Annotated in this window: 21 protein-coding genes; 13 read left to right on the forward strand and 8 right to left on the reverse strand. The window is 70.8% G+C overall.

Annotation, left to right across the window (positions count from 1 at the left end; translation table 11 throughout):
* Complete coding sequence (locus tag ACWEN6_RS21020) at positions 1–645, reverse strand: helix-turn-helix domain-containing protein (RefSeq protein ID WP_452572010.1); 645 nt, start codon at positions 643–645, stop codon at positions 1–3.
* Between the two features lie 290 nt (positions 646–935).
* Here ACWEN6_RS21020 and ACWEN6_RS21025 point away from each other — a divergent pair, with 290 nt between their 5' ends.
* The 3 genes from ACWEN6_RS21025 (at position 936) to ACWEN6_RS21035 (ending at position 3,751) form a co-directional block, all read left to right on the forward strand.
* Positions 936–1,751 carry a hypothetical protein gene (locus tag ACWEN6_RS21025; RefSeq protein ID WP_452572012.1) on the forward strand — a complete coding sequence of 272 codons (816 nt, stop codon included), beginning with the start codon at positions 936–938 and terminating at the stop codon, positions 1,749–1,751.
* A gap of 85 nt (positions 1,752–1,836) precedes the next feature.
* Positions 1,837–2,610 (forward strand): hypothetical protein, encoded by a 774-nt coding sequence (locus ACWEN6_RS21030; RefSeq protein ID WP_452572014.1) that lies wholly within the window; start codon positions 1,837–1,839, stop codon positions 2,608–2,610.
* Between the two features lie 4 nt (positions 2,611–2,614).
* Positions 2,615–3,751 carry a radical SAM protein gene (locus ACWEN6_RS21035; RefSeq protein ID WP_452572016.1) on the forward strand — a complete coding sequence of 379 codons (1,137 nt, stop codon included), beginning with the start codon at positions 2,615–2,617 and terminating at the stop codon, positions 3,749–3,751.
* Positions 3,752–3,879: 128 nt separating this feature from the next.
* On the opposite strand, the gene ACWEN6_RS21040 is transcribed toward ACWEN6_RS21035, so the two are convergent.
* Together ACWEN6_RS21040 and ACWEN6_RS21045 are read right to left on the reverse strand one after the other, a co-directional pair.
* Positions 3,880–4,224 carry a hypothetical protein gene (locus ACWEN6_RS21040; RefSeq protein WP_452572018.1) on the reverse strand — a complete coding sequence of 115 codons (345 nt, stop codon included), beginning with the start codon at positions 4,222–4,224 and terminating at the stop codon, positions 3,880–3,882.
* Positions 4,221–4,490 (reverse strand): hypothetical protein, encoded by a 270-nt coding sequence (locus ACWEN6_RS21045; protein ID WP_452572020.1) that lies wholly within the window; start codon positions 4,488–4,490, stop codon positions 4,221–4,223. The genes ACWEN6_RS21040 and ACWEN6_RS21045 overlap by 4 nt, the downstream gene beginning before the upstream one ends.
* A 300-nt stretch (positions 4,491–4,790) precedes the next feature.
* Here ACWEN6_RS21045 and ACWEN6_RS21050 point away from each other — a divergent pair, with 300 nt between their 5' ends.
* On the forward strand, positions 4,791–6,149 hold the full coding sequence (locus ACWEN6_RS21050; RefSeq protein WP_452572022.1) for a helix-turn-helix domain-containing protein: 1,359 nt from the start codon (positions 4,791–4,793) through the stop codon (positions 6,147–6,149).
* A gap of 132 nt (positions 6,150–6,281) precedes the next feature.
* On the forward strand, positions 6,282–6,908 hold the full coding sequence (locus ACWEN6_RS21055) for a DUF6518 family protein (RefSeq protein ID WP_452572024.1): 627 nt from the start codon (positions 6,282–6,284) through the stop codon (positions 6,906–6,908).
* Positions 6,909–7,027: 119 nt separating this feature from the next.
* Here the strand turns inward: ACWEN6_RS21055 and ACWEN6_RS21060 are convergent, their stop codons facing one another.
* Together ACWEN6_RS21060 and ACWEN6_RS21065 are read right to left on the reverse strand one after the other, a co-directional pair.
* Complete coding sequence (locus tag ACWEN6_RS21060) at positions 7,028–7,483, reverse strand: hypothetical protein (protein ID WP_452572026.1); 456 nt, start codon at positions 7,481–7,483, stop codon at positions 7,028–7,030.
* Positions 7,484–8,132: 649 nt separating this feature from the next.
* Positions 8,133–8,570 (reverse strand): TIGR03618 family F420-dependent PPOX class oxidoreductase, encoded by a 438-nt coding sequence (locus tag ACWEN6_RS21065; RefSeq protein WP_452572028.1) that lies wholly within the window; start codon positions 8,568–8,570, stop codon positions 8,133–8,135.
* A 358-nt stretch (positions 8,571–8,928) separates the two neighbouring features.
* On the opposite strand from ACWEN6_RS21065, the gene ACWEN6_RS21070 reads away from it, so the two are divergent.
* The 3 genes from ACWEN6_RS21070 (at position 8,929) to ACWEN6_RS21080 (ending at position 13,651) form a co-directional block, all read left to right on the forward strand.
* Positions 8,929–12,228: a glycosyl hydrolase family 95 catalytic domain-containing protein gene (locus ACWEN6_RS21070; protein WP_452572030.1), complete on the forward strand. Its 3,300-nt coding sequence runs from the start codon at positions 8,929–8,931 to the stop codon at positions 12,226–12,228.
* Between the two features lie 236 nt (positions 12,229–12,464).
* Positions 12,465–13,031 carry an RNA polymerase sigma factor gene (locus ACWEN6_RS21075; RefSeq protein ID WP_452572032.1) on the forward strand — a complete coding sequence of 189 codons (567 nt, stop codon included), beginning with the start codon at positions 12,465–12,467 and terminating at the stop codon, positions 13,029–13,031.
* A 2-nt stretch (positions 13,032–13,033) separates the two neighbouring features.
* Positions 13,034–13,651 (forward strand): hypothetical protein, encoded by a 618-nt coding sequence (locus ACWEN6_RS21080; RefSeq protein ID WP_452572034.1) that lies wholly within the window; start codon positions 13,034–13,036, stop codon positions 13,649–13,651.
* On the opposite strand, the gene ACWEN6_RS21085 is transcribed toward ACWEN6_RS21080, so the two are convergent.
* Positions 13,648–14,430: a helix-turn-helix domain-containing protein gene (locus ACWEN6_RS21085; RefSeq protein ID WP_452572036.1), complete on the reverse strand. Its 783-nt coding sequence runs from the start codon at positions 14,428–14,430 to the stop codon at positions 13,648–13,650. The two genes, ACWEN6_RS21080 and ACWEN6_RS21085, sit on opposite strands and share 4 nt — an antisense overlap.
* Positions 14,431–14,715: 285 nt before the next feature.
* Between ACWEN6_RS21085 and ACWEN6_RS21090 the strand changes: the two genes are divergently transcribed.
* The 5 genes from ACWEN6_RS21090 (at position 14,716) to ACWEN6_RS21110 (ending at position 21,224) form a co-directional block, all read left to right on the forward strand.
* Entirely contained in the window at positions 14,716–15,945 is a 1,230-nt protein-coding gene (locus ACWEN6_RS21090; protein WP_452572038.1) for a serine hydrolase domain-containing protein, read from the forward strand.
* Positions 15,946–16,122: 177 nt separating this feature from the next.
* Positions 16,123–17,298: a homogentisate 1,2-dioxygenase domain-containing protein gene (locus ACWEN6_RS21095; protein WP_452572040.1), complete on the forward strand. Its 1,176-nt coding sequence runs from the start codon at positions 16,123–16,125 to the stop codon at positions 17,296–17,298.
* A gap of 905 nt (positions 17,299–18,203) precedes the next feature.
* Entirely contained in the window at positions 18,204–19,409 is a 1,206-nt protein-coding gene (fahA, locus tag ACWEN6_RS21100) for a fumarylacetoacetase (RefSeq protein ID WP_452572187.1), read from the forward strand.
* Positions 19,410–19,701: 292 nt separating this feature from the next.
* Entirely contained in the window at positions 19,702–20,133 is a 432-nt protein-coding gene (locus tag ACWEN6_RS21105; RefSeq protein WP_354845546.1) for an NfeD family protein, read from the forward strand.
* Positions 20,134–20,135: 2 nt separating this feature from the next.
* Positions 20,136–21,224, forward strand: coding sequence for an SPFH domain-containing protein (locus tag ACWEN6_RS21110; protein ID WP_452572042.1), 1,089 nt, complete (start codon positions 20,136–20,138; stop codon positions 21,222–21,224).
* A gap of 63 nt (positions 21,225–21,287) precedes the next feature.
* On the opposite strand, the gene ACWEN6_RS21115 is transcribed toward ACWEN6_RS21110, so the two are convergent.
* Both ACWEN6_RS21115 and ACWEN6_RS21120 read right to left on the reverse strand, forming a co-directional pair.
* Positions 21,288–23,132 carry a GTPase gene (locus tag ACWEN6_RS21115; RefSeq protein WP_452572044.1) on the reverse strand — a complete coding sequence of 615 codons (1,845 nt, stop codon included), beginning with the start codon at positions 23,130–23,132 and terminating at the stop codon, positions 21,288–21,290.
* Positions 23,129–25,066, reverse strand: coding sequence for an ABC transporter (locus ACWEN6_RS21120; RefSeq protein ID WP_452572046.1), 1,938 nt, complete (start codon positions 25,064–25,066; stop codon positions 23,129–23,131). The genes ACWEN6_RS21115 and ACWEN6_RS21120 overlap by 4 nt, the downstream gene beginning before the upstream one ends.
* Between the last annotated feature and the right edge of the window lie 283 nt (positions 25,067–25,349).

Below are 25,349 nucleotides of genomic sequence, written 5' to 3' on the forward strand. Positions count from 1 at the left end.
TCAGGTGAGGGCTTCGCTCAGCTCGACGGCCGCGGCGACGACGCGCGGGCCGAGGGTGGCGGTGTCCAGGGCGCCGAAGGTCACGATGCCCACCGACGCCTCCAGCCACGGCAACCTCGGCAACGGAGCGGCGACCCCGCGGGCGCCCTCCTGGAGCTGCCCTTCGGTGACGCTGTAGTCGGTACGGCCCTCGCGCAGGGCCACGATCGCCAGTCCCGCGGCGCCGCGGGACAGAGGATGGCGGGCGCCCTCGCGGTAGGCCACATGCATGTCGGTCCAGGTGGGCTCGACCACGGCGATGGCCAGCCCCTCGTCGCCCTCGGCCACGGTCAGGTGGGCGGTGGCCCCGGCGTCCTCGGCGAGCCGGCGCAGCGCCGGGAGGGCCGCCGCTCTGAGCAGGGGCTGGACGGCGCGGGCCAGCGCGAGGACGCCGAAGCCGAGATGGGCGCGCCCTTCGGCGTCCCGGCGGGCGAAGCCCTCGTTCTGCAGCGTGGTGAGCAGCCGGTAGACGATCGGACGGCTCAACCCGAGCTCCTGGGCGAGCTCGGTGGGAGTACGGGCGCGATGGCCGTCGGCGAGCAGCCGCAACAGCCGCAGCCCCCGCTCCAGCGTCTGCGCCGACTCCGGACTCCCCTTGTGATCCACCTTCCCGATTATCCGGCCCCCGCCCTCACCATCGCCCCTCGCACCCCGCGCGCCCCGTACCGACGGGACCCACCCGGTGACCGCTGCTTGTGATAAAGGGGCCAGGAGACCTCGCGGATATCGCGAAGCCACAGCCGATGTGGTGATGACGGCCTAGCCGAAATGAATTCGACGATGCTTTATTCACCAGAAATGCACACATTGACAGGCGCCTGACAGCGGTGCACCATCAAGTTGGAATCCCAACCCTGAGTGATCACCTTATCCATTATGTGAAAGGATCACGCTCAGTGGATCGCAACGAAATTTCCGGCGCCGAGGCCCCCGCGAAGATGTCCCGTCGTGACATGGTGAATTCCATAGGCGGTGGAGTTCTGGCCGCGTTCGGGGCCGCACCTTCCCACGTCACCGCCAACGGCGGGTCGAATGCCACCGCTGCGGCCGCGGGAGGTCCGGGTGGCCCATCCGAATGCCCCGGACCGCCGTTGCAGATTTCTCCGAGCGAGGTCAGTTCCCGGCTGAGGTCGCTCTACACCACCATGCTCGGGGACAGCCAGCTACAGGCGCGGTTCATTCAGAATCCGTCCAGCGTCCTGGTCCAATATGGCATGGCCTCGTCGCTGACCTACGAGGCGGCCAGCGCCGCGAACCGGCTGCTGTTCTCCATCCTGAGCAACCCCGCCTTCCGGGAGTGGCTGCGCTCCTACGCGGCGCAGCACATCGGCACGAGGGTGGATCCCAGGCAGGCCGCTCAAGATCTCACGGTGGCCATCCGGGACTTCGGAGATCCGAACCTGATCAGCGCGATGGTCGAGTCCGCGACCGTGGGTCAACCCATTCCGGGTGCTGGTTTCGGGCCGCTCGCCAACCAGTTGCTGGTCACCAACGCCTCCGGAACCACGGTCGTCACCCCGGTGTCGAGTCCGTCGACCAGCAACCAGACCATCCACAGTTCCTCCAACTTCGACGGCACAGGAGAGAGCCTCGGCAGCCCGTCCGTGATCAGTTCCACTCTCCTGCGGACGCTCGCCGAGCAGTTGACGACCCGGGCGCAGCAACTGTCGAGTGCCGGAACCCTGTCCGATCTCCGCACCCGAATCTTCTGACAGGAGCGCCGGCACTCCCCGCGGCGCGGTGGACCCGAACCGATCTGAATGATCATCCGCTTGCGTGCATAAAAGAGGGAATTCAGTGGCTCGCGACGAATCCGACAGCACCCGGCTCCCCGAACACGTCTCCCGCCGCAAGGCGATCGCCATGGGCGGTGGGGCCCTCGCCGCGATCGGCGGCGTTTCGGCCGCGTCCGCGCCGGCCGCGGCGGGTGCGGCGGCCGTAACCGACTGCCCCGGCTCGCCGTTGCAGATCTCCGCGACCGAGGTCTATTCCAACCTGAGGTCGTTGTACACGACCATGATGACGAACAACTCGATGCAGGTGCAGTTCATTCAAGATCCGGCCGGCGTGCTGGCCCAGTACGGCATGCGGTACACCTTGCCGGCCGATGCGACCACGGCCGCGAACCGGCTGCTGTTCTCCATCCTGAGCAATTCCGCCTTCCGGGAGTGGCTGCGTTCCTATGCGGCGCAGCACATGGGCACGAGAGTGCCTCCGTATCAGGCCGCCAACGACATATCGGCGGCCATCCGAAGCTTCGGGGATCCGAACCTGATCACCGCGATGGTCGAGTCCGCCACCGTGGGCCAACCCGTTCCGGGCGGTGGTTTCGGACCGCTCTCGAACCAGGCGTTGATCAACAATGCGGCGGGAACCATCCTCATCACCCCGGTGTCGGGTCCCATGGAGGCCAAGAGTTCCCAGAATTTCAACGGCATAGGGGAGAGCCTCGGTCCCCCATCCGTGATCAGTTCCACCCTCCTGCGACAGCTCGCCGAGCGGTTGACGACGCGGGCACAACAGCTGTCGCAGGCCGGAGTGCTGTCCGATCTCCGCCAAGAGGACTGGTGACCTCATGGAGCAGGTAACCGACGCCGACGGCGTCACGACGTCCGACGGCAACCCGCTCCAACCCGACGAGCAATCGCTCGTCCGCGGACTCAAAGTCCTGTCGATCATGCCGACGTTCCGTTGCACGGCGGCCTGCACCAGTTGCGGCACCTACAGCAGTCCGGCGGAGCGCACGGTGCTGAACCCGCAGGCCATCCGTGCGGCCATAGCGGAGGCCCACCGGCTGGGCTTCGGGATCGTGGTCTTCACCGGCGGTGAGGCCACGCTCCAGCGACGCGACCTGCTCGACGCCATCGCCTACGCGACGAGCCTCGACCTGCCGACCCGGTTGGTCACCAACGCATACTGGGCACGGAGCCCGCAGAAGGCCGCGCGGGTCATCGATGAGCTCGTGACCGCCGGCCTCACCGAGATCAACTACAGCACCGGCGACGAGCACATCCGCTTCGTACCGATCGACCGCGTCGCGATCGCGGTCGTCGAGGCGGTGAAGCGCCGGCTGCCCGTGCACGTCATGGTCGAGCTGAGAGCAGAGCGTGCGGTGACGCGGGACACCGTCCTCGGCCGCCCCGAACTGCGCGCGCTGTCGGATGCGCAGCGGGACATGGTCAAGGTGGTGGAGAGCCCGTGGATGCCGCTCGATCCGCATCAGGTGGAGCGCTATCCCGATGGCCTCACGACCGATTCGGCCAACATATCGGAGCGGCCCGGATGTGACAGCCTGTTGCGCACGTACACCCTGCAGTCCGACGGCAGGGTCGCGGCGTGCTGCGGGCTGGGCATGCGCGCCATCAACGAGCTCAACGTCACCACCATCGACGAGCCCGACTTCCTCGGCCGCGCCGTGCAGGCCGCGGAGTCCGACGTGCTCAAGCTGTGGATCCACTCTCTCGGACCCGACCGCGTCCTGCAGTGGGCCGCGGAGAAGGATCCCTCGATCCAGTGGCAGGGCATGTACGCGCATCATTGCCAGTCGTGTCATCGGCTCTACCAGGATCCGAAGGTCCGCGCCGTCATCCAGGAGCACGGCCACGAAATGATCGGGACGGTCGCACAGACCCTGTGGCTGGACGAGTACCTCGCGCCGGCGGTCATCGACCAGGCGATGCCTCCGAAGGCCGGGCTCGACATGACCAGGTGACATCGCCCTGCCGTCCACCGGCGAACGTGACCGGATTCCAGGTCACAGGACGAAGAGGGCGGGCGCGACCCGGCCCTCTGAGCTCCGATGGCGTGATGCCCCTTTCAGTCGCGCTCAGGGGCGTGCGCTCACCCTGCCGCGTCCGCCGCGATGTCCTCGGCGGCGCGGGCCGGGTCGCCCGCCGCGCACGCCCGCACGGGCAGCCCGTCGGGTCGCTTGACGAGGTACCAGGCTCCGCCGCCGGGTACGTCGACCACCCCGACGGTGACCACCGGCCGGCCGTTCCCGTACACGTCCATCTCGGGCGGCAGAAGGAAGCCCCTGTCGAACCCCCACCGCATGGGGAGGTGGACGCGCTCGACGTGGCGGCAGCGCAGGCCATGGGACTCCATGTGCTTGGCCAGCTCACGTAGCGCCCGGCGATGCTCCTCGGCCCGCCCCTCCGGCATGCCGTACATCAGTGTCCCTGTCATCCCCGGCTCCCCGCCCGACCGCTCATCCCGCGGCGCGGCGCCCCCGCCTCCGGCGGGCGAGGCCGGGGCACGCGCCGCGTGGTCTCGGACTCGCGCATGAGGGCGCGGAGCTCTTCGGGGGTGGCGGCCTCGACCAACGGCTCGGCGACGTCGGCCGTGCGGGCGATGGCGGAGAAGCGGCGCGAGTAGACCCCGTAGATCACCAGCCACCCGGGTTCCAGCAGGCCGAGCTGCCCGGCCCTGGCCTTCTGCCTCTCGTCCCGCACCTTCTCTCCCTCGTGCCTGGCCGGAGGCTCGGGCACGGTCGCGCGCCGTCGCAGGCGGTGCCGGCCCGTGGAAGGACGTCGAGAGAACGGAAGGCGGCCGCGGCCGGGACGGCGGCGCGCATCGAGGAGGGCCATGTCGTACTCCTGATCGACCTGTGGACAACTCGGCGAACTGGCGTTCTGTAATCGACTCGTCATTTAGAGTCATCAGTACGTTCGTACGCGTCCAGGCGCCGGACAAGAGCTGATCGACAGTGCTGATCCACTGTCGATCGCCGCCCCTTGGAAAGGAGAAACGGCATGCCCGCCCCCCGGAAGAGCAGTGACCGTTATCAGTCGATGGCGCACTATTTCGGCGCGCTTATTCGCGATCTCCGCGATTCGTACGAGTCACGGGTCGGCGAGCCGCTCACCATGGCCCACGTGTCGGCCCGCACCGGCTACTCGGCATCGATGATCGGCCAGATCGAGCGCGGCGAGACCCTCCCCGAGTCGGGCACGCGCGTGGAGTCCCTGGACGACGCTCTGCATGCCGGGGGCCAACTGAAAACGCTCTGGCCCCTGGTGCAACGCCTGGGCCACCGCCCCCTGGAAGAACTCGCCGCAACGACAAAGCGCATCATTCCGGGTTACCGTGAAAACGCACCCTGCGCCCTCGCCGGAGGAGACGACATGGAACGCCGCCATTTGTTCCAGTTGGCCGGATGGGGCCTTCTCGCCCAATCCGGCATCTTCACCAACGGCGAGCACATCCGCCAAATGCTGGAGCAGGCCCTAGGCACGCCCGAGGACCTTCTGGCGGACGACTGGGAGGCCAGGTGCGCCAGTCACATGCACGCCATCCTCAACCGGCCAGCGGCGACGGTCTGTGACGACCTTCTGATCGATCTCATCGGCGTCCAGCGGAGCCTCGCGCGCAGCGCCCCCGGCAAAGGGGCCGACCTGCAACGCATCACCGCATGGCTGTCGGCGATGTACGCCAATGTGCTCATGCGAACCGGCCGGTACGGCGCCGGCCACCGCTGGCTGGTCACCGCCAGACACGCGGCGGATGCCTCACTAGATCTCGATATGCGAGTGTGGGTCCGCGGGACGGAGGCCGTGTTCTCGCTCTACTCGCCGCTCCCGCTCACGACTCCCGTGAATCTCGCTCGAGCGGCACAGTCCTTGACGAGAGACCGGGTTACTCCCGGCCTCCTGCGAGCCGTGGCCGCCGAAGCGCAGGCGCTGGCTGTGATGGGCAGGCGACGAGAGGCCGAAAGCCGCCTCCACGACTTGTTCGAGCTGGCGGGGCGAATCGCGTCGGCCGCGGAGTTCAGTTGGACGGACGACGCCGTCTGGTTCACCGCGTCGTGGGTCTACTCGTACTGTGCACAGGCCGACAAGGCCGGGCAAGCCCGCGAGCAGGTCCTCGCCTGCGCCGCCCGCTACCAGAGCACGGTTAACGTACGGCTGCACGAGGCTCTGTGCGTCGGCGTGTGCGGGGGCCACAACGAGGCCCTCACTCTCGCCACAGAGGTGATGTCCGGCCTCGACCCGGCGTACCGCACCCATCCGATGCTGCACACGGCCCGACTGGTCCTCGACACCGTCCCCTCCGACAAACGAGCCGCTCTCCCCGCCCTCCCCGACTACCGCGCCGCCCTCAACGCCCCCTGAACGAACGCCGACCCGTCGTCGTCCTAGTCACAGCGTTGCGGGTACAGTCGGCACGGCCGCGCCGGCGCACGCCGCCTGCGAGCAACGCCGACCGCACCGACTGCACCGACAGAGATCAGGACGATGCCTCCGTTGCCGAGAGCGAATGCCGAGGAAGGAAGCGCCCCGCCCCGGACGTGGGTTCTCGTGGTCGTGGCCGTGGTCGGAGGGCTCCTGCTGGGTCCTGTCGACCTGCTCGCCCAGGTGGTCCTGCCCTATCCGTGGGCCAACCTCGCGAACTCGCCGGCCGTGTGGGCGGTCGCCGCCTTCGCCCTCGGCGCCTGGGGCATGCAAGGTCTGGTGCGCGTGTCCGTCGCCGCGGCGCTCATGCTCGTCCTCGCCGTCGAGAGCTATTACGCCGCGGCTGTCGTCTTCCGGCACGATGACGGCGCCACCCTGTACAACCAGGTGGCCCTGATGTGGATGGGTTTCGGGGTACTGGCGGGTGTCGTCTTCGGCGTCGCGGGCGCCTGGTTCAGGAGCAGCCGGAGATGGCGGGCGAACATCGGCCTCGCCGCGCTGAGCGGGGTCTTCGTCGCCGAGGCGCTCAGAGACCTGCGAACGGGCGTCTTCGGCTGGTCCACGGCGCTGATCCTGACCGTGATCGCGCTGGTGGCGCCCATCGCGCTCGGTCGTTCGCTACGTCACCGCCTGGAGAGTCTGGCGCTGGTCATCCCGCTCGCACTGCTCGGCGCCGCCGGTTACCTCATCGCCATGTGACCGGGCCCCGGCGCGGCGAGCCAGACCCGCCCCTCAGCAGTAAGGCCACTATCAGTAAGCGTTGCACACCAGGCGTCAGCGTGGCGTGCGGTCCGAAGTGCCGGTCGGCGGCTCATGCCTCATCGACCACGCACAGGGATGGGCCTCGGCTCCAACCTGTCGACTGATTCCATTTGGTGGCTGTCCCGGGTGCGATGTATCTCCTCGGGAGATCCTTTCTGGTCCACCGCGATCATGCCGACGCCGTATGTGGCGACCGTCATCGCGATCCAACAAACTCGTGCTGTCGCCGAGGTGAAGTCCAGATCGCCGATCATCGGTAGCGCCGCCAGCAACATGATTCCCAGGAGCAGCCAGCCGGCCGCATCGGCGTGGCGATCTCGCGCGAAGTGGAGGACCGCGACAGCCGTGGTCAGCCAGGTCAACCCGGCCAGGATGAGGGGAATCAGCCAGCCTTGCGTCAGGGTGAACACCCGGCGCCAGACGATGGAGTGCTGTGCGGACGTCTCATCGACGAGGCCGGCGATGACCAGCACGATCAACAACCAGGCATTGACGGCGAGCAGGACCAGCACCGTCTTGAAGGAAAAGGGGCCAACTAGATCGGCCGACCGCTGCAGCGTCGTCGGAGGTGGTATCAGGCGTGGCTGAGGTGAGGGCGGCAAGCACTGCCGCGCAGCCCAATGCCAGATCTCCCCTACCGGACACGTTGCAGGCTGATGCGGACCCGGGATCGTGAAACTCGGTCGCGGAGTCACTGTGACCCACGGACTCGGTAACGGCGACATCACCGTGCCTCCCGCCTGGAGCGCTATGACACCAGGCTATGCAACCCGCTCCGGTCCTGTGCGGCCGGACGGAACGGCAAGTGGCCACTGTCTTGAGCAATGGCTCCGGTTGGTCACCGTCTCTCCTGCGACCACGTCCGCCGCCCGGGCAACGTCGATGTCAGAGAAGTGGCGGCGGCTACCGTCTCCCGCTCCCCCGACGGTGGTGTTCCAGCGCGCGCCGCACGGACAGAACGGGTCGGGGAGCGCGAGGGGCCGGAGGCCCTTCGCCGGGGGTGTGGGGGGAACCCCCACAGAACACCGCCCTCGCGTCGATGCGCGAAGCGCGCCGCCGCGAGGACCACGACCAGAACAGCGAGCCTTCATCACATACCCGGGCACCGGATGCCATCAGCCCACTCAGTCGCGCCGTCAACGGCGGGCGACCGGCCGTCGTTCAGTTGCTGTAGATGCGGGCCGGGGCGAGCAGGACGACGGTGCGGCGTTGTTCGGCCATGACGCGGTCGTACTCCTCCCAGTCCTCGTGGGTGCCGCCCGCGGCGGTGAACACCTCGCGCCGCAGCAGTCGCAGCCTCTCGCCGTCGATGCCCTCGACCGGATCGTCCGGCCCGATGAGCTCGGCCGTGCCCTCGATGGTGGCCCAGGTCCAGCCTGACCGCGCCGTCACGGTCACCTGGGGGCGCGCCCGCAGGTTGGCCAGCTTGACCTTCCCGTAGGTGACGAACCCGAGCACCGGAGCGCCGGTGAGCGGGTGGGGCAGCGCGCCCGCGTTGACCAGCGACGCCTGAATCGTGCCGTCCGCCCGCAGCGTCGAGACGACGACCAGGCCCTGCTCCTTCGCCGCCAGCGCGGCGAACTCGTCCAAGGTTGTCATACCCACCATCCTGACCCCCACCAGCCACCGTGCGGGGCCATGGCGGCGCCGACACTCCGGCGGCCTCGCCGGCCGAGCGCCCATGATCTGCCGATGTCCGGGTCGCCACGGCGGGTGGCACGCACAGACATTGGATGTCTATGGCTTGGCATGCGGCGTATCAGTGGAGTTTTGGCGTTAATTAGTACAACTGTTGACCGATACATCGAATGTTTGTAGCTTGGTGATCACTCCCCAGAAGAGTGCTTCGTGATGCCGCCGGTTCCGCTGAGCTCGCCTTCCTCACCGACGTCGAGCTCGTCTCCGCATGCGTGCGGCGCCGGCCGCTCGCAAGGCCGCAGGCGCTTGGAGAAGCGAGATGGCAGATCTGACGCGTAGGCAACTGATGAAGTTCGGAGCGGCCGGAGCAGGAGCTCTGCTGTTGCCGATGCAATGGACGGCGGCGGCCCGGGCCGCCTCGGTGGCGCCACCCGAGGTACGCGCCGCTGACGACCTGGCGCTGTGGTACGACGAGGCCGCCGGCACGGACTGGCTGCGCGCGCTTCCGATCGGCAACGGACGCCTCGGCGCCATGGTCTTCGGCAACGTGGACCAGGAGCGCCTGCAGCTCAACGAGGACACCGTGTGGGCCGGCGGACCGTACGACCAGAGCAACCCGAAGGGCGCGGCGGCGCTGCCGGAGATCCGGCGGCTGGTCTTCGAGAACCAGTGGGCGCAGGCCCAGAACCTGATCAACCAGACCATGCTGGGCAGCCCCGCGGGCCAGTTGGCCTACCAGCCCGTCGGCAACCTCAGGCTGAGCTTCCCCGGCGGCACCGGCGGGGTCTCGGAGTACAACCGCCAGCTCAACCTCACCTCCGCCACCGCGTCCACGACCTACGTCCAGAACGGGGTGCGGTACCGGCGCGAAGTACTCGCGAGCGCGCCCGACCAGGTCATCGCCATCCGGCTGACCGCCGACAAGCCCGGCTCCATCACCTTCTCCGCGACCTTCGACAGCCCGCAGCGGACGACGCGCTCAAGCCCGGACGGCACGACGGTCGGCCTCGACGGCATCTCGGGCGACTTCGAGGGCAAGAGCGGCTCGGTCCGGTTCCTGGCGCTGGCCAGAGCCGTCGCCGAGGGCGGCAGCGTGACCAGCTCCGGCGGCACGCTGCAGGTGTCCGCCGCCGACAGCGTGACGGTGCTCATCTCCATCGGCACCAGCTACGTCGACTACAAGGACGTCGGCGGCGACTACGAGCGCATCGCGCGCGAGCACCTCGACGCGGCCCAGGGCAAGGACTACGACGCGCTGCGCGGCCGGCACGTGGCCGACTACCGCAAGCTGTTCGGCCGGACGGAGCTCGACCTCGGCCGCACCGCCGCGGCCGACCAGCCGACCGACGTGCGCATCGCGCAGTACGCCTCCGCCGACGACCCGCAGTTCTCCGCGCTGCTGTTCCAGTTCGGCCGGTACCTGCTGATCAGCTCCTCGCGCCCGGGCACCCAGCCGGCCAACCTGCAGGGCATCTGGAACGACCAGATGGCCCCGCCGTGGGACTCGAAGTACACCATCAACGCCAACCTGCCGATGAACTACTGGCCCGCCGACACCACCAACCTGTCGGAGTGCTACGAGCCGGTGTTCGGCATGGTCAAGGACCTCGCGGTGACCGGCGCCCGCACCGCGCAGGCCCAGTACGGCGCCGGCGGCTGGGTCACCCACCACAACACCGACGCGTGGCGGGCCACCTCGGTCGTCGACGGCCCGTTCTGGGGCATGTGGCAGAGCGGCGGCGCGTGGCTGTCCAGCCTGATCTGGGACCACTACCTGTTCACCGGCGACCTCGGCTTCCTGCGGGAGAACTACCCCGCGATGAAGGGCGCCGCCCAGTTCTTCCTCGACACCCTGGTGGAGGAGCCGACCCTCGGGTGGCTGGTGACCAACCCGTCGAACTCCCCCGAGCTCGGCCACCACCCGGACGCCAGCGTGTGCGCCGGCCCCACCATGGACATGCAGATCCTGCGCGACCTGTTCGACGGCTGCGCCAAGGCGAGCGAGGTCCTCGGCGTCGACGCCGACTTCCGGGCCCAGATCACGGCCACCCGCAAGCGGCTGGCCCCGATGCAGATCGGCTCGCGCGGCAACATCCAGGAGTGGCTGTACGACTGGGTGGAGACCGAGCGCAACCACCGGCACATCTCCCACCTGTACGGCCTGCACCCCAGCAACCAGATCACCAAGCGGGGCACCCCCGAGCTGTTCACGGCCGCCCGGCGGACGCTGGAGCTGCGCGGCGACGACGGCACCGGCTGGTCGCTCGCCTGGAAGATCAACTACTGGGCGCGGATGGAAGAGGGCACGCGGGCCCACGACCTGGTCCGCTTCCTGGTTACTCCGGCCCGGCTCGCGCCGAACATGTTCGACCTGCACCCTCCCTTCCAGATCGACGGCAACTTCGGCGCCACGTCGGGCATCGCCGAGATGCTGCTGCAGAGCCACACCGGCGAGCTGCACGTGCTGCCGGCGCTGCCGGAGGCCTGGCCGAGCGGTCGGGTCAAGGGGCTGCGCGGCCGCGGCAGCCACACCGTGGGCGCCGCGTGGAGCGACGGGCAGGCCGACGAGTTCACCATCACGCCCGATCGCGACGGCGTCGTCAAGCTGCGCGGCGAGATGTTCGCCGGCCGCTACAAGGTGAGCGACACCCCCCACGGCCATGCCCACGTCAAGAAGACCGGGGCCGACCTGATCGAGCTCACCGGAAAGGCCGGGCACACCTACCGCGCGTACACCCTGCAGAAGATCAAGCTCGCCGCACCCGCCGAGGTGAGCTCGGGCCAGGAGGCGAAGGTCGCCGTCACCGTCCGGGCGGTCGAGATGCCGATGGCGCCCAAGGCCACCGTGACCCTGGATGCCCCGGACGGGTGGAAGGTGACGCCCGCGCAGATCGTGCTGCGGCCGCTGAAGCCGAACTCGGAGACCACCGTCGAGTTCACCCTCACCCCCGGCGCGAGCGAGCCGGCGGGCGCGGTGGTCCTGGTCGCCACGGTGAGCGGCCATGACTGGGCCGCGTCCGCGAAGGCCACCGTCCGGGTGTGGGACGGCCGGGAGGCGCCGCTCTCGGAGAGCTTCAGCAACGTCGGCGTCACCGACGACACCAACACCGACCCCGGGAACTTCGACGGCGGCGGCGCCAGCATCTCCGCCCAGGCGCTGGCCCAGGCCGGGGTCACCCCGGGCGGCACGGTCAGCAAGGGCGGGGTGAACTTCACCTGGCCCGACGTCCCGGTGGGCAGCCCGGACAACGCCATCGCCTCGGGACAGTCCATCAAGGTCACCGGCACCGGCAAGACGCTCGGTTTCCTGCTGACCGGAACCTACGGCGCGGTGTCCGGGCCGGCCACCATCGTCTACAAGGACGGCACCAGGCAGACCTTCACCCTCAGCTCCCCTGACTGGTACGGCGCGCCGAGGCCGGAGGGCGTCGCCGCCGCCGTGGCCGCCTACCAGAACCGGCCGGGAAACCAGCGGGCCAACACCGCCGCGACCATCTACTTCGCGGGCGTGGCGCTGCAGGACAAGGAGGTCTCCCGCGTCGACCTGCCCAACATCAGCCAGCAGGCGGCCTCGGGCGTCGCGACCATGCACATCTTCGCCATGGCGATAGGCGGCTGACACCACCGCACCGCCCGGCGCCCTGACCCGAGGGCCGCGACACGGCCACAAGCCCACGTCGCGGTTCTCCGGCAGAGCGCTCAACCGCCGCAGCCCTCTGGGCTGCGGCGGTTCGTGCTTTGAGGCGGCGGTAGGGCGCCCAGCGGGCTCAGAATCGGCGGGACGGCCCTCGTGAAGCATTTCGGCCCGGCGCGGTAAGTACGAGTGACCGCATACGCCAAGAAAGGCCGGTATGCATGACAATCCCCCGCGAAGCTGTCGAGGTCCATGATGCGACCATCATCGAGAGATCGCTCGATGATCCCGAGATCTTCTCCGTTCTGTTCGACCGGCACGCACCGCTCCTGTACAGGTACGCGGCCAGACGCCTGGGGCCCGGCGAGGCCGAGGACGTCGTGGCCGACACCTTTCTGGCCGCCTTCCAACGTCGGGGCGACTACGACCGAAGCCGCTGCGACGCCCGGCCGTGGCTGTACGGGATCGCCTCCAATGTGATCGGCAAACGGCGGCGCACGGAAATGGGCCTCTACCGCGCCTACCTCCGCAGCGGCGTGCATCCGGCGGAGTCGTCAGGCCTTCAGGTGGAGGACGGCGTCAACACCCTGGCCGTGAACCGGCCGCTGGCCAGGGCGTTACTGGGGCTCGCCCAGGCCGATCGCGACGTGCTGCTGCTCGTCGCGTGGGCGGACCTGACCTACCAGGAGGTCGCCGCCGCGCTCGCCATCCCGCCGGGAACCGTCGCCTCGCGCCTCAACCGGGCCCGTCTGCAGATCCGTCGCACCCTGAACCAGCAAGGAGAATGACCATGGATGAGCTCAAGGCCATGTGGAGCACCATTCCGCCGGCCACCCCCACGGAACTCGCCGGAGCGCGGCAGCGGCTGCTCGACGGGATGCGCCCGCGGCAGCGCCTCGTCACCGGTCCCCGGCTGCTGGTCGCGGCCGGTGTCGCGGCGGCGCTCCTCATCACGCCGCTGGTCGGCGGAACGGGGAACCCCGCCTACGCGGTGGCCGAGAACCCGGACGGCACGGTCGCCGTGACCGTCAACGAGCTGCGCGACCCCTCGGGGCTGGAGGCCAAGCTGGGCGCGGCCGGCATCACGGCCGATGTGACGTTCCTGGCCGCCGGCACGCACTGCGCGGCTCCTCGTTTCGCCGGCGTGGACGGGACCTACGGCGGGCCGCCCGCCGCGGGATCGGATGAGGTGCGTTCGATCGTGAGTGAGTCGCGTTCGTCCAAGGCCGTCCGGGTGACCTCTGTACGGACGATCCGGATCTCTCCGCGCTACATCAGGCCGGGCGAGACCCTCGTGGTGGAGTTCCGCGAGAACCACGACGCACAAGTGCCCTGGCGGCTCGGCGCCTGGCTGGCTCAGGCGGGCTCCTCCGTCAAGCCGTGCACGCCGGTCGAAGACCCTCATTAGGGCGGCGGTCGCAGGGCGGGGGCGATCCCGGAATCGCCCCCGCCCACCGGCGTCTCCGGGGGCCGGGTGCCGCGGGTGGCCATGCTTTGCCGCCACTGGTCGATGACCTGGCGGAATGCCTCGCTCACGAGGGCGAGGAGTTCGGTGGAGGACTGGAAACGGGCGCCCGCGGGGGTCGCCGCTCCGAGGATCTCGGCCCCGCGTCGCGACGCGGTCGCCAGGGCGTCGTTCATCTCCAAAGACGCGGTGAGGGACCGGAGCCAGATCTCGTCGTCGATGACATAGCGTTCGCGTCGCGCGCCGGGAGCCCGCTCCCTCCTGAGCATTCCCTGCTGCTCGAGGAAGGCTATGGCGTGCGAGATCGACGCCGGGCTGACGCGGAGCCGCTGGACCAGGTCGGCGGCGGTGAGAGCGCCGGCGTCGGTGATGTACAGGCAGGCCAGCACCCTGGCCTCCATCCGGGGCAGGCCCTGTTCGACGAGGAGAGCGGTGAAGGACTCCGCGAAGTCCCGCACCGCCTCAGGATCACGCCCATGGCCGCCGTCGGAGATCGGCGGGGCCGCAGGCCTTGCCTGCTTGTGCCGCCGCGCACGGTGCCGGGTGGCCTCGTGCGCCCGGTCCGCCCCGTAGTCGTCGGGTCCGCCGTTGCGGGTGACCTCTCGCATGATGGTCGACGCGGGCCGTCCCAGCCGCCGGCCGATCTCCGCGTATCCGAGCCCCTCGGCCAGGCCCGCGGCGATGTGCCGACGATCCTCGGGGGTGAGTCTGCCTCCGGGCATCGGTTCCGGTCTCCCATCTGTCGACGTGCGCGGGCGCCCCGCGCGCACACCCGCCGCACAGTATGCGTTCACTTGCTACCCATTGCAAAGCCAATGCCGGTCATTCATTGCGTTCAGCGTCACACTCATTGCAATGAAGGCATCCATATCTTTGGTTTACAGGCAGAAAAGCCTTCGTCGTTCATTGACGAATATGTGAACGCAATGTAGTGTCGCGAACGTTCAGCGATTGCCGAACGATGGTGAACACCGGCGGATCGAACGCCGCACATGAGGAGAGTCACGATGGGAAACGGCAACGGCGGCTTCTCCACCACGGGGCTGCGCAGGCTGCGCGAGGTGCTGGAGCGGCATGTCGACTCCGGGAAGATCCCCGGGCTCGTCGCTCTGGTCGGCCGGGGCGACGAGACGCACGTCGAAGCGATCGGGACGATGCGCCATGACGGCGGCGCGCCGATGCGCCGGGACACGATCTTCCGTATGGCCTCGACGTCCAAGCCGGTCACGGTCGCGGCGGCGATGGTGCTGCTCGACGAGTGCAGGCTGCGGCTGGACGACGTGGTGGATCCGTGGCTGCCGGAACTCGCCGACCGGCGGGTGCTGAAGCAACTCGACGGCCCGCTGGACGACACCGTGCCGGCGCGGCGGCCGATCACCGTCCGTGACCTGCTGACCTCCACGTTCGGCCTCGGCATGGACATGACGTCACTGGGCACTCCGATCATGAGCGCGATCTTCGAAAAAGGGCTCACCCCCGACCTGCCGACGCCGATGCCCGAGCCGGACGAGTGGATGCGCCGCCTTGGCGAGCTGCCGCTGATGCACCAGCCCGGGGAGCGCTGGCAGTACCACATCAGCAATGATCTGCTCGGCGTGCTCGTCGCCAGGGTCACGGGCCGGCCGTTCGAGACGTTCCTGCGCGAACGCGTCTTCGGCCCCCTGGGCATGAAGGACACCGGTTTCCACGTACCCGACGACCAGATCGACCGGATGCCGACCCTCTACGCCCCCGACCCGCAGAGCGGAGAGTTCAACGTGTGGGACGAGGCCAAGGGGGGACGCTGGAGCCAGCCTCCGGCCTTCCAGGGCGGCGGCGGCGGACTGGTCTCCACCGCCGACGACTACCACGCGTACTTCCGGATGCTGCTCGATCACGGGATGCACGGCGGCGAGCGGATCCTGTCCCGGCCCGCCGTCGAGCTGATGACCACCAACCGCCTCACGCCCGAGCAGCAGGCCGTCCGAAGCGCCATGGCCACCGAGAACGTCCACCTGTCGTTCGGCCAGGGCCAGCACGGCGGCTGGGGTTTCGGGATGGCGGTGCGCACCTACCGCGGCGACTACGCGCCCATCGGCCAGTTCGGCTGGGACGGCGGAAGCGGCACCTCGACCTACGCCGACCCGCGGAACCGGCTCACCGGAATCCTGCTCACCCAGGTCGGAATGTCGGTCCCCGATTCCGCACGGCTCATCCACGACTTCTGGACCACGGTGTACCAGGCGATCGACGCCTGACCCGGCCCCTGGCCGAAGGCGCGACCCGCCTGACGATCCCTGCCGCCGCCTGCGTCCCAGATCAGGGCAATGTCCCAGGTGTGGCGGCGTGGGCAGGTTGACATCGTTCGGGGGATGGCGGATCGTCGTACGTATAGAGGACATCGTTGTCCGATATGCGTACGCCAGGAGGGGACGATGCCGTACTACCGCACCGTCGGCGAGGTGCCGCGCAAACGCCACATCCAGTTCCGCAAGCCCGACGGCGGCCTGTACGCCGAAGAGCTGATGGGCGAGGAGGGCTTCTCCTCCGACTCCTCGCTGCTCTACCACCGGCACCTGCCGACCGCGATCGTCAAGGCGGAGGCCGTGCCGGACATGGTGCGCACCGCGCTGTCCCCGAACCTCCCCCTGTCACCGCGCCACTTCCGCACCCAGAACCTGCCCACCGGCGGCGACCTGGTCACCTCGCGGCAGCCGCTGGCCGGCAACGCCGACGTCCGCATGTCGTACGCGGCCGCCGACCGGCCCAGCGAGTTGTTCCGCGACTCCAAGGGCGACGAGTGCGTCTACATCGCCGGCGGCCGGGTGCGGTTCGAGTCCACCTACGGGGCGATCGAGGCCGGCGAGGGAGACTACGTCGTGATCCCCACCGGCACCATCCACCGGTGGGTGCCCCTGGACGGCACGACGGTGCGGGCGCTGACCATCGAGGCGTCCGGGCACATCCGGCCCCCCAAGCGCTACCTGTCGCAGTACGGCCAGTTCCTGGAGCACGCTCCCTACTGCGAGCGCGACCTGCGCGCGCCGTCCGAGCCGCTGACCATCGAGGACGCCGAGACGCCCGTCCTGGTCAGGACCCGGGGCGGGCTGACCCGGCTGACCTACGCCCACCACCCGTTCGACGTGGTCGGCTGGGACGGCTGCCTGTACCCCTACGCCTTCAACATCGCCGACTTCGAGCCGGTCGTGAAGCGCACCCACGCGCCGCCGCCGGTGCACCAGACCTTCGAGGGCCCCGGTTTCGTCGTGTGCTCGTTCTGCCCGCGCCCGCTGGACTTCCACCCCGAGGCCGTGCCGATCCCCTACAACCACCACAACGTCGACTCCGACGAGTTCATGTTCTACGTCGGCGGTGACTACACCGCGCGCAAGGGGTCGGGCATCGACATCGGCTCCATCTCGCTGCACCCGGCCGGCTTCACCCACGGCCCGCAGCCGGGCGCCGTGGAGGCGGTCGTCGAGGCGGTGCGGCAGGGCCACACCATGACCAGCGAGCTGGCCGTCATGGTCGACACCTTCCGGCCTCTGGACCTCGGCGACGCCGCGCTCGCGTGCGAGGACCCCGGTTACGCCTGGACGTGGGCCCGATGACGGACACGGCGGCGGCGCTCTTCGGCGTCCTGGTCGACGACGCCGGCCTGTTCCCGCCCACGTCGCTGCCCATGTCGCGGGCACTGGCCCGGCACTACGCCGACCAGGACGCGGGCGACCCGATGCTCACCCACCGCCTGCTGTGCCCGGCGAGCCGGCTGGACGAACTGCGCGCCGAACTGACCCGTCCCATACGGCTCGGCGTCATCGTGGACACGCCCGAGCCGCCGGATCTGGCCGACCTGGCGACCGCGGACCCCGCCCTCACCGTCGACTGGTTCGAGGCGCCGCTGCCCCCGGGCTCCGCCCTCGCCGCCGTGGCGCGGCGCCTGCTCACGCGGGCCCCGGGCGGGCCGCGCGACGCGGCGACAGAAGCGGACCCGGCCGGACCCGGGCAGGCGGGAGCGGGGCGGGCGGAAGCGGGCCCGGCGGTGCGGCTGTTCGTCGAGGTGCCCCCCACCGACCTGCACCAGGCGCCCCCCGGGGTCGGCCTGAAGGTCCGCTGCGGGGGCGCCGCGCCCGAGAACCACCCTTCCACGCACGAGCTGGGCGCCTTCGTCCGCGCCTGCGTCGAGCAGGGCACCCCGTTCAAGGCCACCGCCGGGCTGCACCACGCCGTCCGGCACCCCGACCCGAGCCTCGGGGTCTACCGGCACGGGTTCCTGAACCTCGTGCTCGCCGTGTGCGCGGCCGTCCAGGGACGCGACCCGGTGCCCGTCCTGGAGATCATGGACAAGGCCGAGCTGGTCGCGCTCGTCCGCGCCACACCCGTGGAGGTGGCGCGGCGCGCCAGGGAGCTGCTGGTCTCCTACGGGTCGTGCAACACCGCCACACCGGCCGAAGACCTGCGCGCGCTCGGGCTCGCCGTCGACCGCGGCCCGGCCGTGACCGCCAGAGAGGACAACGTGACCGCCACCTGGGTGCCCGGCGCCGACGCGACGCCCTACACCGTCGCCAACCTGCCCTACGGGGTGTTCTCCCGTCCCGGCGAGCCGGCCAGGGCCGGCGTGCGCATCGGCGACCACGTCCTCGACCTCGCGCCCGTGCTGCACGACGAGGTGTTCGCCACCGGGAGCCTGAACGCCTTCATGGCCAGGGGACGCACGGCGTGGCAGGACACCCGGCGGCTGCTGCAGCGGCTGCTGTCGGCGGACGCCAAGGAGGCCCCGGCCAACCGGGCGGCGCTCGAACCGCACCTGATCCCGCTGCGGCAGGTGCGGCTCCATCTGCCGGTGGAGATCGGCGACTACGTCGACTTCTACTGCTCGCTGGAGCACGCGACCAACGTCGGCCGCATCTTCCGGCCCGGCGGCCAGGCGCTCATGCCCAACTGGCGGCACCTGCCGGTCGGCTACCACGGCCGGTCCGGCACCGTCGTGGTGTCGGGCACGCCGGTCACCCGCCCGCGCGGCCAGCGCGTCGCCACGCCGGACGGCGAGCCCGTCTTCGCGCCCACCGCCAAGCTCGACATCGAGGCCGAGCTGGGATTCGTCGTCGGGACGCCGACGCGGCTGGGTGAGAGCGCGGGCGACTTCGCCGACCACGTGTTCGGCGTGACGCTGCTCAACGACTGGAGCGCCCGCGACATCCAGGCGTGGGAGTACGTCCCGCTCGGGCCGTTCCTCGGCAAGTCGTTCGCCACGTCGGTCTCGGCCTGGGTGACCCCGCTGGAAGCGCTGGAGGCCGCCCGCGTCCCCGGCCGCGCGCAGGACCCCGAGCCGCTCCCGTACCTGCGGCGGAGCGAGCCGTGGGGCCTGGACATCAGCATGGAGATCACGCTGAACGGGGAACCGGTGTCGAGCCCGCCGTACCGCGAGATGTACTGGACGCCCGACCAGATGCTCGCCCACCTGACCGTGAACGGCGCGTCCCTGCGCACCGGCGACCTGTACGCGAGCGGCACCGTCTCGGGGGACGAGCCGGCGCGGCGCGGGTCCCTGCTGGAGATCACCTGGAACGGCGCCGAGCCGGTCAAGTTGTCCGACGGGCAGTCGCGGTCCTTCCTGGAGGACGGCGACACCGTGACGATCACCGCGACCGCTCCCGGCGCGGGCGGGACGCGCATCGCCCTCGGGGAGGTGACGGGCACGATCCTGCCCGGCCCCGCGTGAGATGACGGCATGATTCAGCCTGGCCCCGCGTGAAGTGACGGGCATGGTTCCGCCCGGCCCCGCATGAGGTGACGGGCACGATTCCGCCCGGCCCCGCATGAGGTGACGGGCACGATTCCGCCCGGCCCCGCCTGATGGGAAGCACGGCCCCGGAGGAGGTCATCGCGAGCCCTGCCGCGATCCGAGCGCTGTGACTCATTTGTCATGCCGCGCCCGGAAAAACGGAGCTACCGTGGGTTTCAGGAACCACCGGAGCCCGGAACGCGTTCTCATTCATAGGAGGGCCGGGGCTATGGAGTCATGGATCTTCTGGTTGATACTCGCGGCGGCGCTGGGGGCGGCCGAGCTGTTCACCCTCACCGCCGCGCTCGGCCTGCTGGGCGCCGCGGCCCTGCTGACCGCCGCCGTCGCCGCGATCGGCCTGCCGACCGGCATCCAGCTCGCCGTGTTCATTCTCGGCTCCATATCGGGCCTGGTCGTCCTGCGTCCCATCGCCCAGCGCCACATAAAGCAGCCGCCGGTCCAGCGCTTCGGCGTGTCCGCCCTGGTGGGCAAGGCCGCCTACGTCACCCGTGAGGTCACCGGGATGAACGGGCGGGTGCGCATCGGCGGGGAGGAATGGTCGGCCCGCGCCTATGACGAGACGCTGGTGATCCCGGCGGGCGCGACGGTGGACGTGATCGAAATCGAGGGCGCTACCGCGCTCGTGTATCCCCGGGAGTGAGCATGGACGCCGCATTGATCGCCGGAATTCTGATCGTCCTTCTCGCGGTGTTCACCGTCCTGCGGTCGGTCCGCATCGTCCCGCAGGCCAGGGCGGGGAACGTCGAACGCCTCGGCCGCTACTCGCGCACCCTCGGGCCCGGCCTGAACTTCGTGATCCCCTACATCGACCGGGTCCGGCCGCTCATCGACCTGCGCGAGCAGGTGGTCTCCTTCAAGCCGCAGCCGGTCATCACCGAGGACAACCTCGTGGTCGACATCGACACGGTGCTGTACTTCCAGGTCACCGACCCGCGCGCCGCAGCGTACGAGATCGCCAACTTCATCCAGGGCGTCGAGCAGCTCACCGTCACCACGCTGCGCAACGTCGTCGGCGGCATGGACCTGGAGAAGACCCTCACCTCGCGCGACACCATCAACAGCCAACTGCGCGGGGTGCTGGACGAGGCCACCGGCAAGTGGGGCATCCGGGTGAACCGGGTGGAGATCAAGGCCATCGACCCACCCAAGACGATCAAGGAGGCGATGGAGAAGCAGATGCGCGCCGAGCGGGACAAGCGCGCCGCCATCCTGACCGCCGAGGGCCTTCGCCAGTCGCAGATCCTCACCGCCGAGGGCGAGAAGCAGAGCGCGATCCTGCGCGCCGAGGGCGACCGCACCGCGGCGATCCTCAAGGCCGAGGGCCAGTCACAGGCCATCGACGAGGTGTTCCAGGCCGTCCACCGCAACGACCCCGACCCGCAGTTGCTCGCCTACCAGTACCTCCAGGTGCTCCCGCAGCTCGCGCAGGGCCAGGGCAACACCTTCTGGGTGATCCCGAGCGAGGTCACCTCGGCGCTGCAGGGCGTGTCGAAGGCGTTCACCGAGTCGCTGCCGAGGTCCGCGGCGACCCGCGAGGTGACCGAGGGCAAGACCGCCGCCCAGGCCGAGGCCGCGCAGGCGCAGAAGGCCGCCGAGGAGGCCATCGCCGACGCCGAGGAGTCCGGCCCCCGCGGCATCACCGCCGGCGCGCCCTTCCCCGACCCCCTCACCGCTCCCGCCACCGCCGACCAGACCGTCCGCCCCACCCCGAACAGCACTCCTGGATCCTGACTTCGCACCGGGTCGGCCCCTGGGCGGTCCCTCTGGGGGTGAGCACCTCCGTGGTCAGTACAACTAGCCGCGGGCGGTGGTGAGGAGTTCGGCGAAGCGGCGGGCGCGGTGGAGTTCGTCCCGTACCGGGTCGAGCACCAGCTCGCGGCCGACCTGGTCGACGCCGCCCCACAGCGCCCGCCTGGCCTTGCGCGCCCGGCGGGCGCCGCCCACGGCCGCCGCCGCGCGCGACAGCAGGGCGATCAGCAACCCGGCGAGCACGCCGCCGACGAGCAGGACGGTGGGCCAGGGGACGGCGTCCAGCGTCGGGGTGGGGACCTCGGGGAACCGCAGGTAGTCCATGACGAACAGCGCGAACAGCCACAGGGCCCCGGCGAGCATGGCGGTGAACACCAGCCACTGCAGCACGCCCACGGCCCGCCACCACCGGGGCCGCCGTCCGGCGCCCATCGAGGTGGTCGCCACCGCGCGGTCCAGGGTCTCGGCCAGGTCGTCCGCCCGTGACCGGGCCGCTCCCCGGACGACCACCGCCCACGGCTCGGGCAGGTCCGCGGAGGCGGCCGAGCCCACGTCCCTGATCGCGGTCTCCATGCGGGACCGCTGCACGCCCGAGGCCGCCGGGATGGACGTGCGCCCGCCGGCGGCGGCCGAGGCCCCGCCCAGGTGCAGGCGGCGCAGGGGGTCGGGCCGCAGCCGGCGCAGCCAGCGGGTGACCGGCCAGCCGGTGGCCGCGACCGACCGGTGCCGGTGGGCCTTGCGGACGGCCTCCACGACGGTGGGAACGCCGGCGGCCTCCGCGAGCGCGGCGGTCAGCGGCCGGGACAGCTCGTCCGGCAGCGCCTTCTCCGCGGCCTCGGCTCGCCGTTCCAGCGCCCGCGACGCCTCGGCCCACGTCTCCGGCTCCCCCGGCGGCGCGGCCGGCGCCCCGAGCGCGGGCGCCCCGGCCGACGTCTCGATTCTCGTCACCCCGTTTCCTGGGGTCCCATTCGCGCGGGCACGGCTTACCGGCGCGGCGCCGCCAGGCGGCACGGTGGCGGTGAGGGCGGCCGGCGAGGCGGCCCCATCCTGGGTCTCGGCGGTCAGGACGCCGGAGGAGGCGGCGGCGAGGACGTCGGCGGCCTGCCGCACGTCGGCCTCCAGGCGCGCGGCCCAGGCGTGCCGGTCGGCCACCCGCCTGGCCAGCGCCGACCGCAGCTCGGCGACGCCCCGGCCCTCCCGGACCGAGGTCGCGACCACCGGGACCCCGGACAGTCCGTCCTCCTCCAGCAGTCGCCGCAGGTCGCGCACGCAGCGGTCGGCCGCGGGCGGGGACAGCCGGTCCACCTGGTTCAGCACGATCAGCATGACGTCGCGGTGCCGCCGCAGCGGCCGCAGGTAGCGCTCGTGGACGGCCGCGTCGGCGTACTTCTGCGGGTCGAGCACCCACACGAGCAGGTCGACCACCGAGACCAGCCGGTCGACCTCCAGCCGGTGGGCCGCCTCGATCGAGTCGTGGTCGGGCAGGTCGAGCAGGACGAGCCCGGACAGCGTGCCGTCCATCCCGCCGTCCTCGCCGACCGTGTGGCGGCGCGGGACCTCCAGCCAGTCGAGGAGCGGTCCGGCGCCCTCGGGGTCCCACATCGCGGCCTGCGCGGTGGAGGTGGTCGGCCGGGTCACCCCGACCGTGGCGAGCGAGGTGCCGGAAAGGGCGTTGAAGAGCGAGGACTTGCCGCTTCCCGTGGCTCCGGCGAGGGCGACGACCGTGTGCTCGACCGACAGGCTCCGGCGCGTCCCGGCCCGGGCGACCACGCCGGCGGCGCGCGCGACCGCCGCCGCCTGCAGCCGTCCCTCGGCCAGCTCGGCCGCCTCGGCGAGCGCGGCGAGCCGCTCGTCCAGCGGCACGCTCTTGGTCCGCCTCAGGACCTTCACGACCGGTCCACCGAGCGCGGCCGGACGGAACCGCCGGGCGGCTCATCCCGGACAGGCGGCGCGTCGCCGGGCGGGCCCTCGGAACCGGCCGCGTCCTGCGCCGAGCCGTCGGAGCGGGTGGAGTCCTGGGGCGTCCCTGGAGCGGGCATGGCCTCCTCGGGATTCCCGGGCGTGCCGGTGAGGGCCGCGTCCTCCGGGGAGCCGGTGGGGCGGGTGGTGACCTCGTCGCGGTGGTCGCGGACGGCCTGGGCGGCGCGGCGCAGATCGGCCGAGACCTGCTCGGGCAGCTCGACGCCCTCCAGCAGCGAGGTGAACCGCGCGGCGTCCTCCTCCAGCAGCACGCTCACCCGTTCGCGAAGGTCGTCGCGCGCGGCCTGGGTGAGGGCGCGCACGGCCTGGTCGCCGAACACCGCCTCCAGCAGCTTCTGGCTGAGCACGCTCGTGCCTCCCGCGATGCCGACCTCGATGCCGGTCAGCCCGCCGGTCGAGGCGAAGACCATGAGCATGAGCAGCAGCCCGAGGCCGTTCAGGCTGAACGAGGCGAGCCGCGCGGTGGTGCGCTTCTCGGCCCCCTCCTTGGCGACCAGGTCGAGCACGTAGGCCTGCCAGGCCCGCACGGCCGAGGCGGCGCGGTCGGGCAGCGTCGAGGACGCGCGGCCGAGCCGCCCGGCCGTGACCGCGCCGGCGCGCTCGATGACGTCACGGCCCGAGGGCATGCCCGACCAGGCCTCCAGCGTGCGTTCGGCGGCGGCGTCGGCGGCGGACCTGATCAGCGACTCGACCCCGGTCTCCAGGGCGACCCGCAGCCGGGTGTCGGGCGGCGGGGTGCCCATGAACGCGGCCACGATGCGCTCGCGCAGCCAGCCGATGCGCGACTCCAGCGAGCGCATCAGGTCACCGGTGCCGATGAAGTCCTGCCAGCGGGTCAGCACCTCGCCGCGCAGCAGCGAGCCGTCGCGGATGCCGTCGTCGAAGGTGGCCATCGCCGCCCCGTACGCCGACTCCACCGACAGCCGCAGGTCGGCGAGCCCGGCGCGCTGCCGGTCGGCCTGGTCGGCCAGGGCGGGCACCCGGGCGGCGACGCTGTCCAGCGCCCCGGACAGCGTCCTGCGCACGACCTCGGCCCGTGCCTGGGCGTCGGCCGCGATCGCGGCCAGCCAGCCGCGCACCTCGCGGACGGCCTGTTCGGGCAGGCGGGCGTTCTCCTCGGGCAGCGCCACCTCCGGGACGGTGAACAGCGGCGTCCCGCCCAGGCCGTTGGCGTCCAGCAGGCGGGTGAGGTGGGCGGTCACCGGGTCCAGCGCCTCCTGGGGGACGCGGTCCAGGACCACCGCGAGGGCCGTGCTGCGTTCGCGCGCGCTGCGCAGGAAGCCCCACGGGACCTCGTCGGCGTACCGGGCGGCGGTGGTGACGAACAGCCACAGGTCGGCGGCGGCCAGGAGCTGGGCGGCGATCTCGCGGTTGGCGGTGACCACCGAGTCGATGTCGGGGGCGTCGAGCAGCGCCAGTCCGGCCGGCAGGCTGCCGGCGGTGACGATGCGCAGCGTGCCCGGCTCGCCGCGTCCCCGCCCGGTCGTCCTGGCCAGGCCGGGCAGCACGCTCTGCGTGGTGAACCACGCCTCGTCGGCGGGACTGGCGACGAGGGTGGGCGCGAGCGTGGTCGGGCGCAGCACGCCCGGCTCGGTGACGTCGGCGGCGGCGAGGGAGTTGACCAGGGTCGACTTGCCCGCCCCGGTGGAGCCGCCCACCACGGCCAGCAGCGGGGCGTCCATGGCGGCGACGCGCGGCAGCAGGTAGTCGTCGAGCTGGCCTCTCAGCTCCTTGAGGGCACGACGATGCGACGCGACGTCCCCGATCGCGAGGGGGAACAGATCGCGATCGAGCTGACGTCGCAGGGCCGTAAGGGCCGTGAGCAACCCGTTGTTCCCTGCCATACGACCGGTCATGCCCCAGCGGGGACAAGGTATCCCCACCGGCCGCCAACGAGTGGGCGCGGCGCGGTGATCGGCCCGCCGCCGGACGACCGGCCGTCCGGCCGTCGGTAACGGTCTCACATCCGGCCGGTGTTTCACGTGATGCCGCACTATTGTGAGAACAGATTCCCGGTTTGGGGGTGAGCGAAGGCCCCGATACCGGGCAGCCGGAATACCGGGTCGAGCGGCATCCATAGCGTCGGCTCATACCCATTGGTAGCGGCGAGCGCCTACCAAAAGCATG

Source organism: Sphaerisporangium sp. NPDC004334, assembly GCF_053602655.1.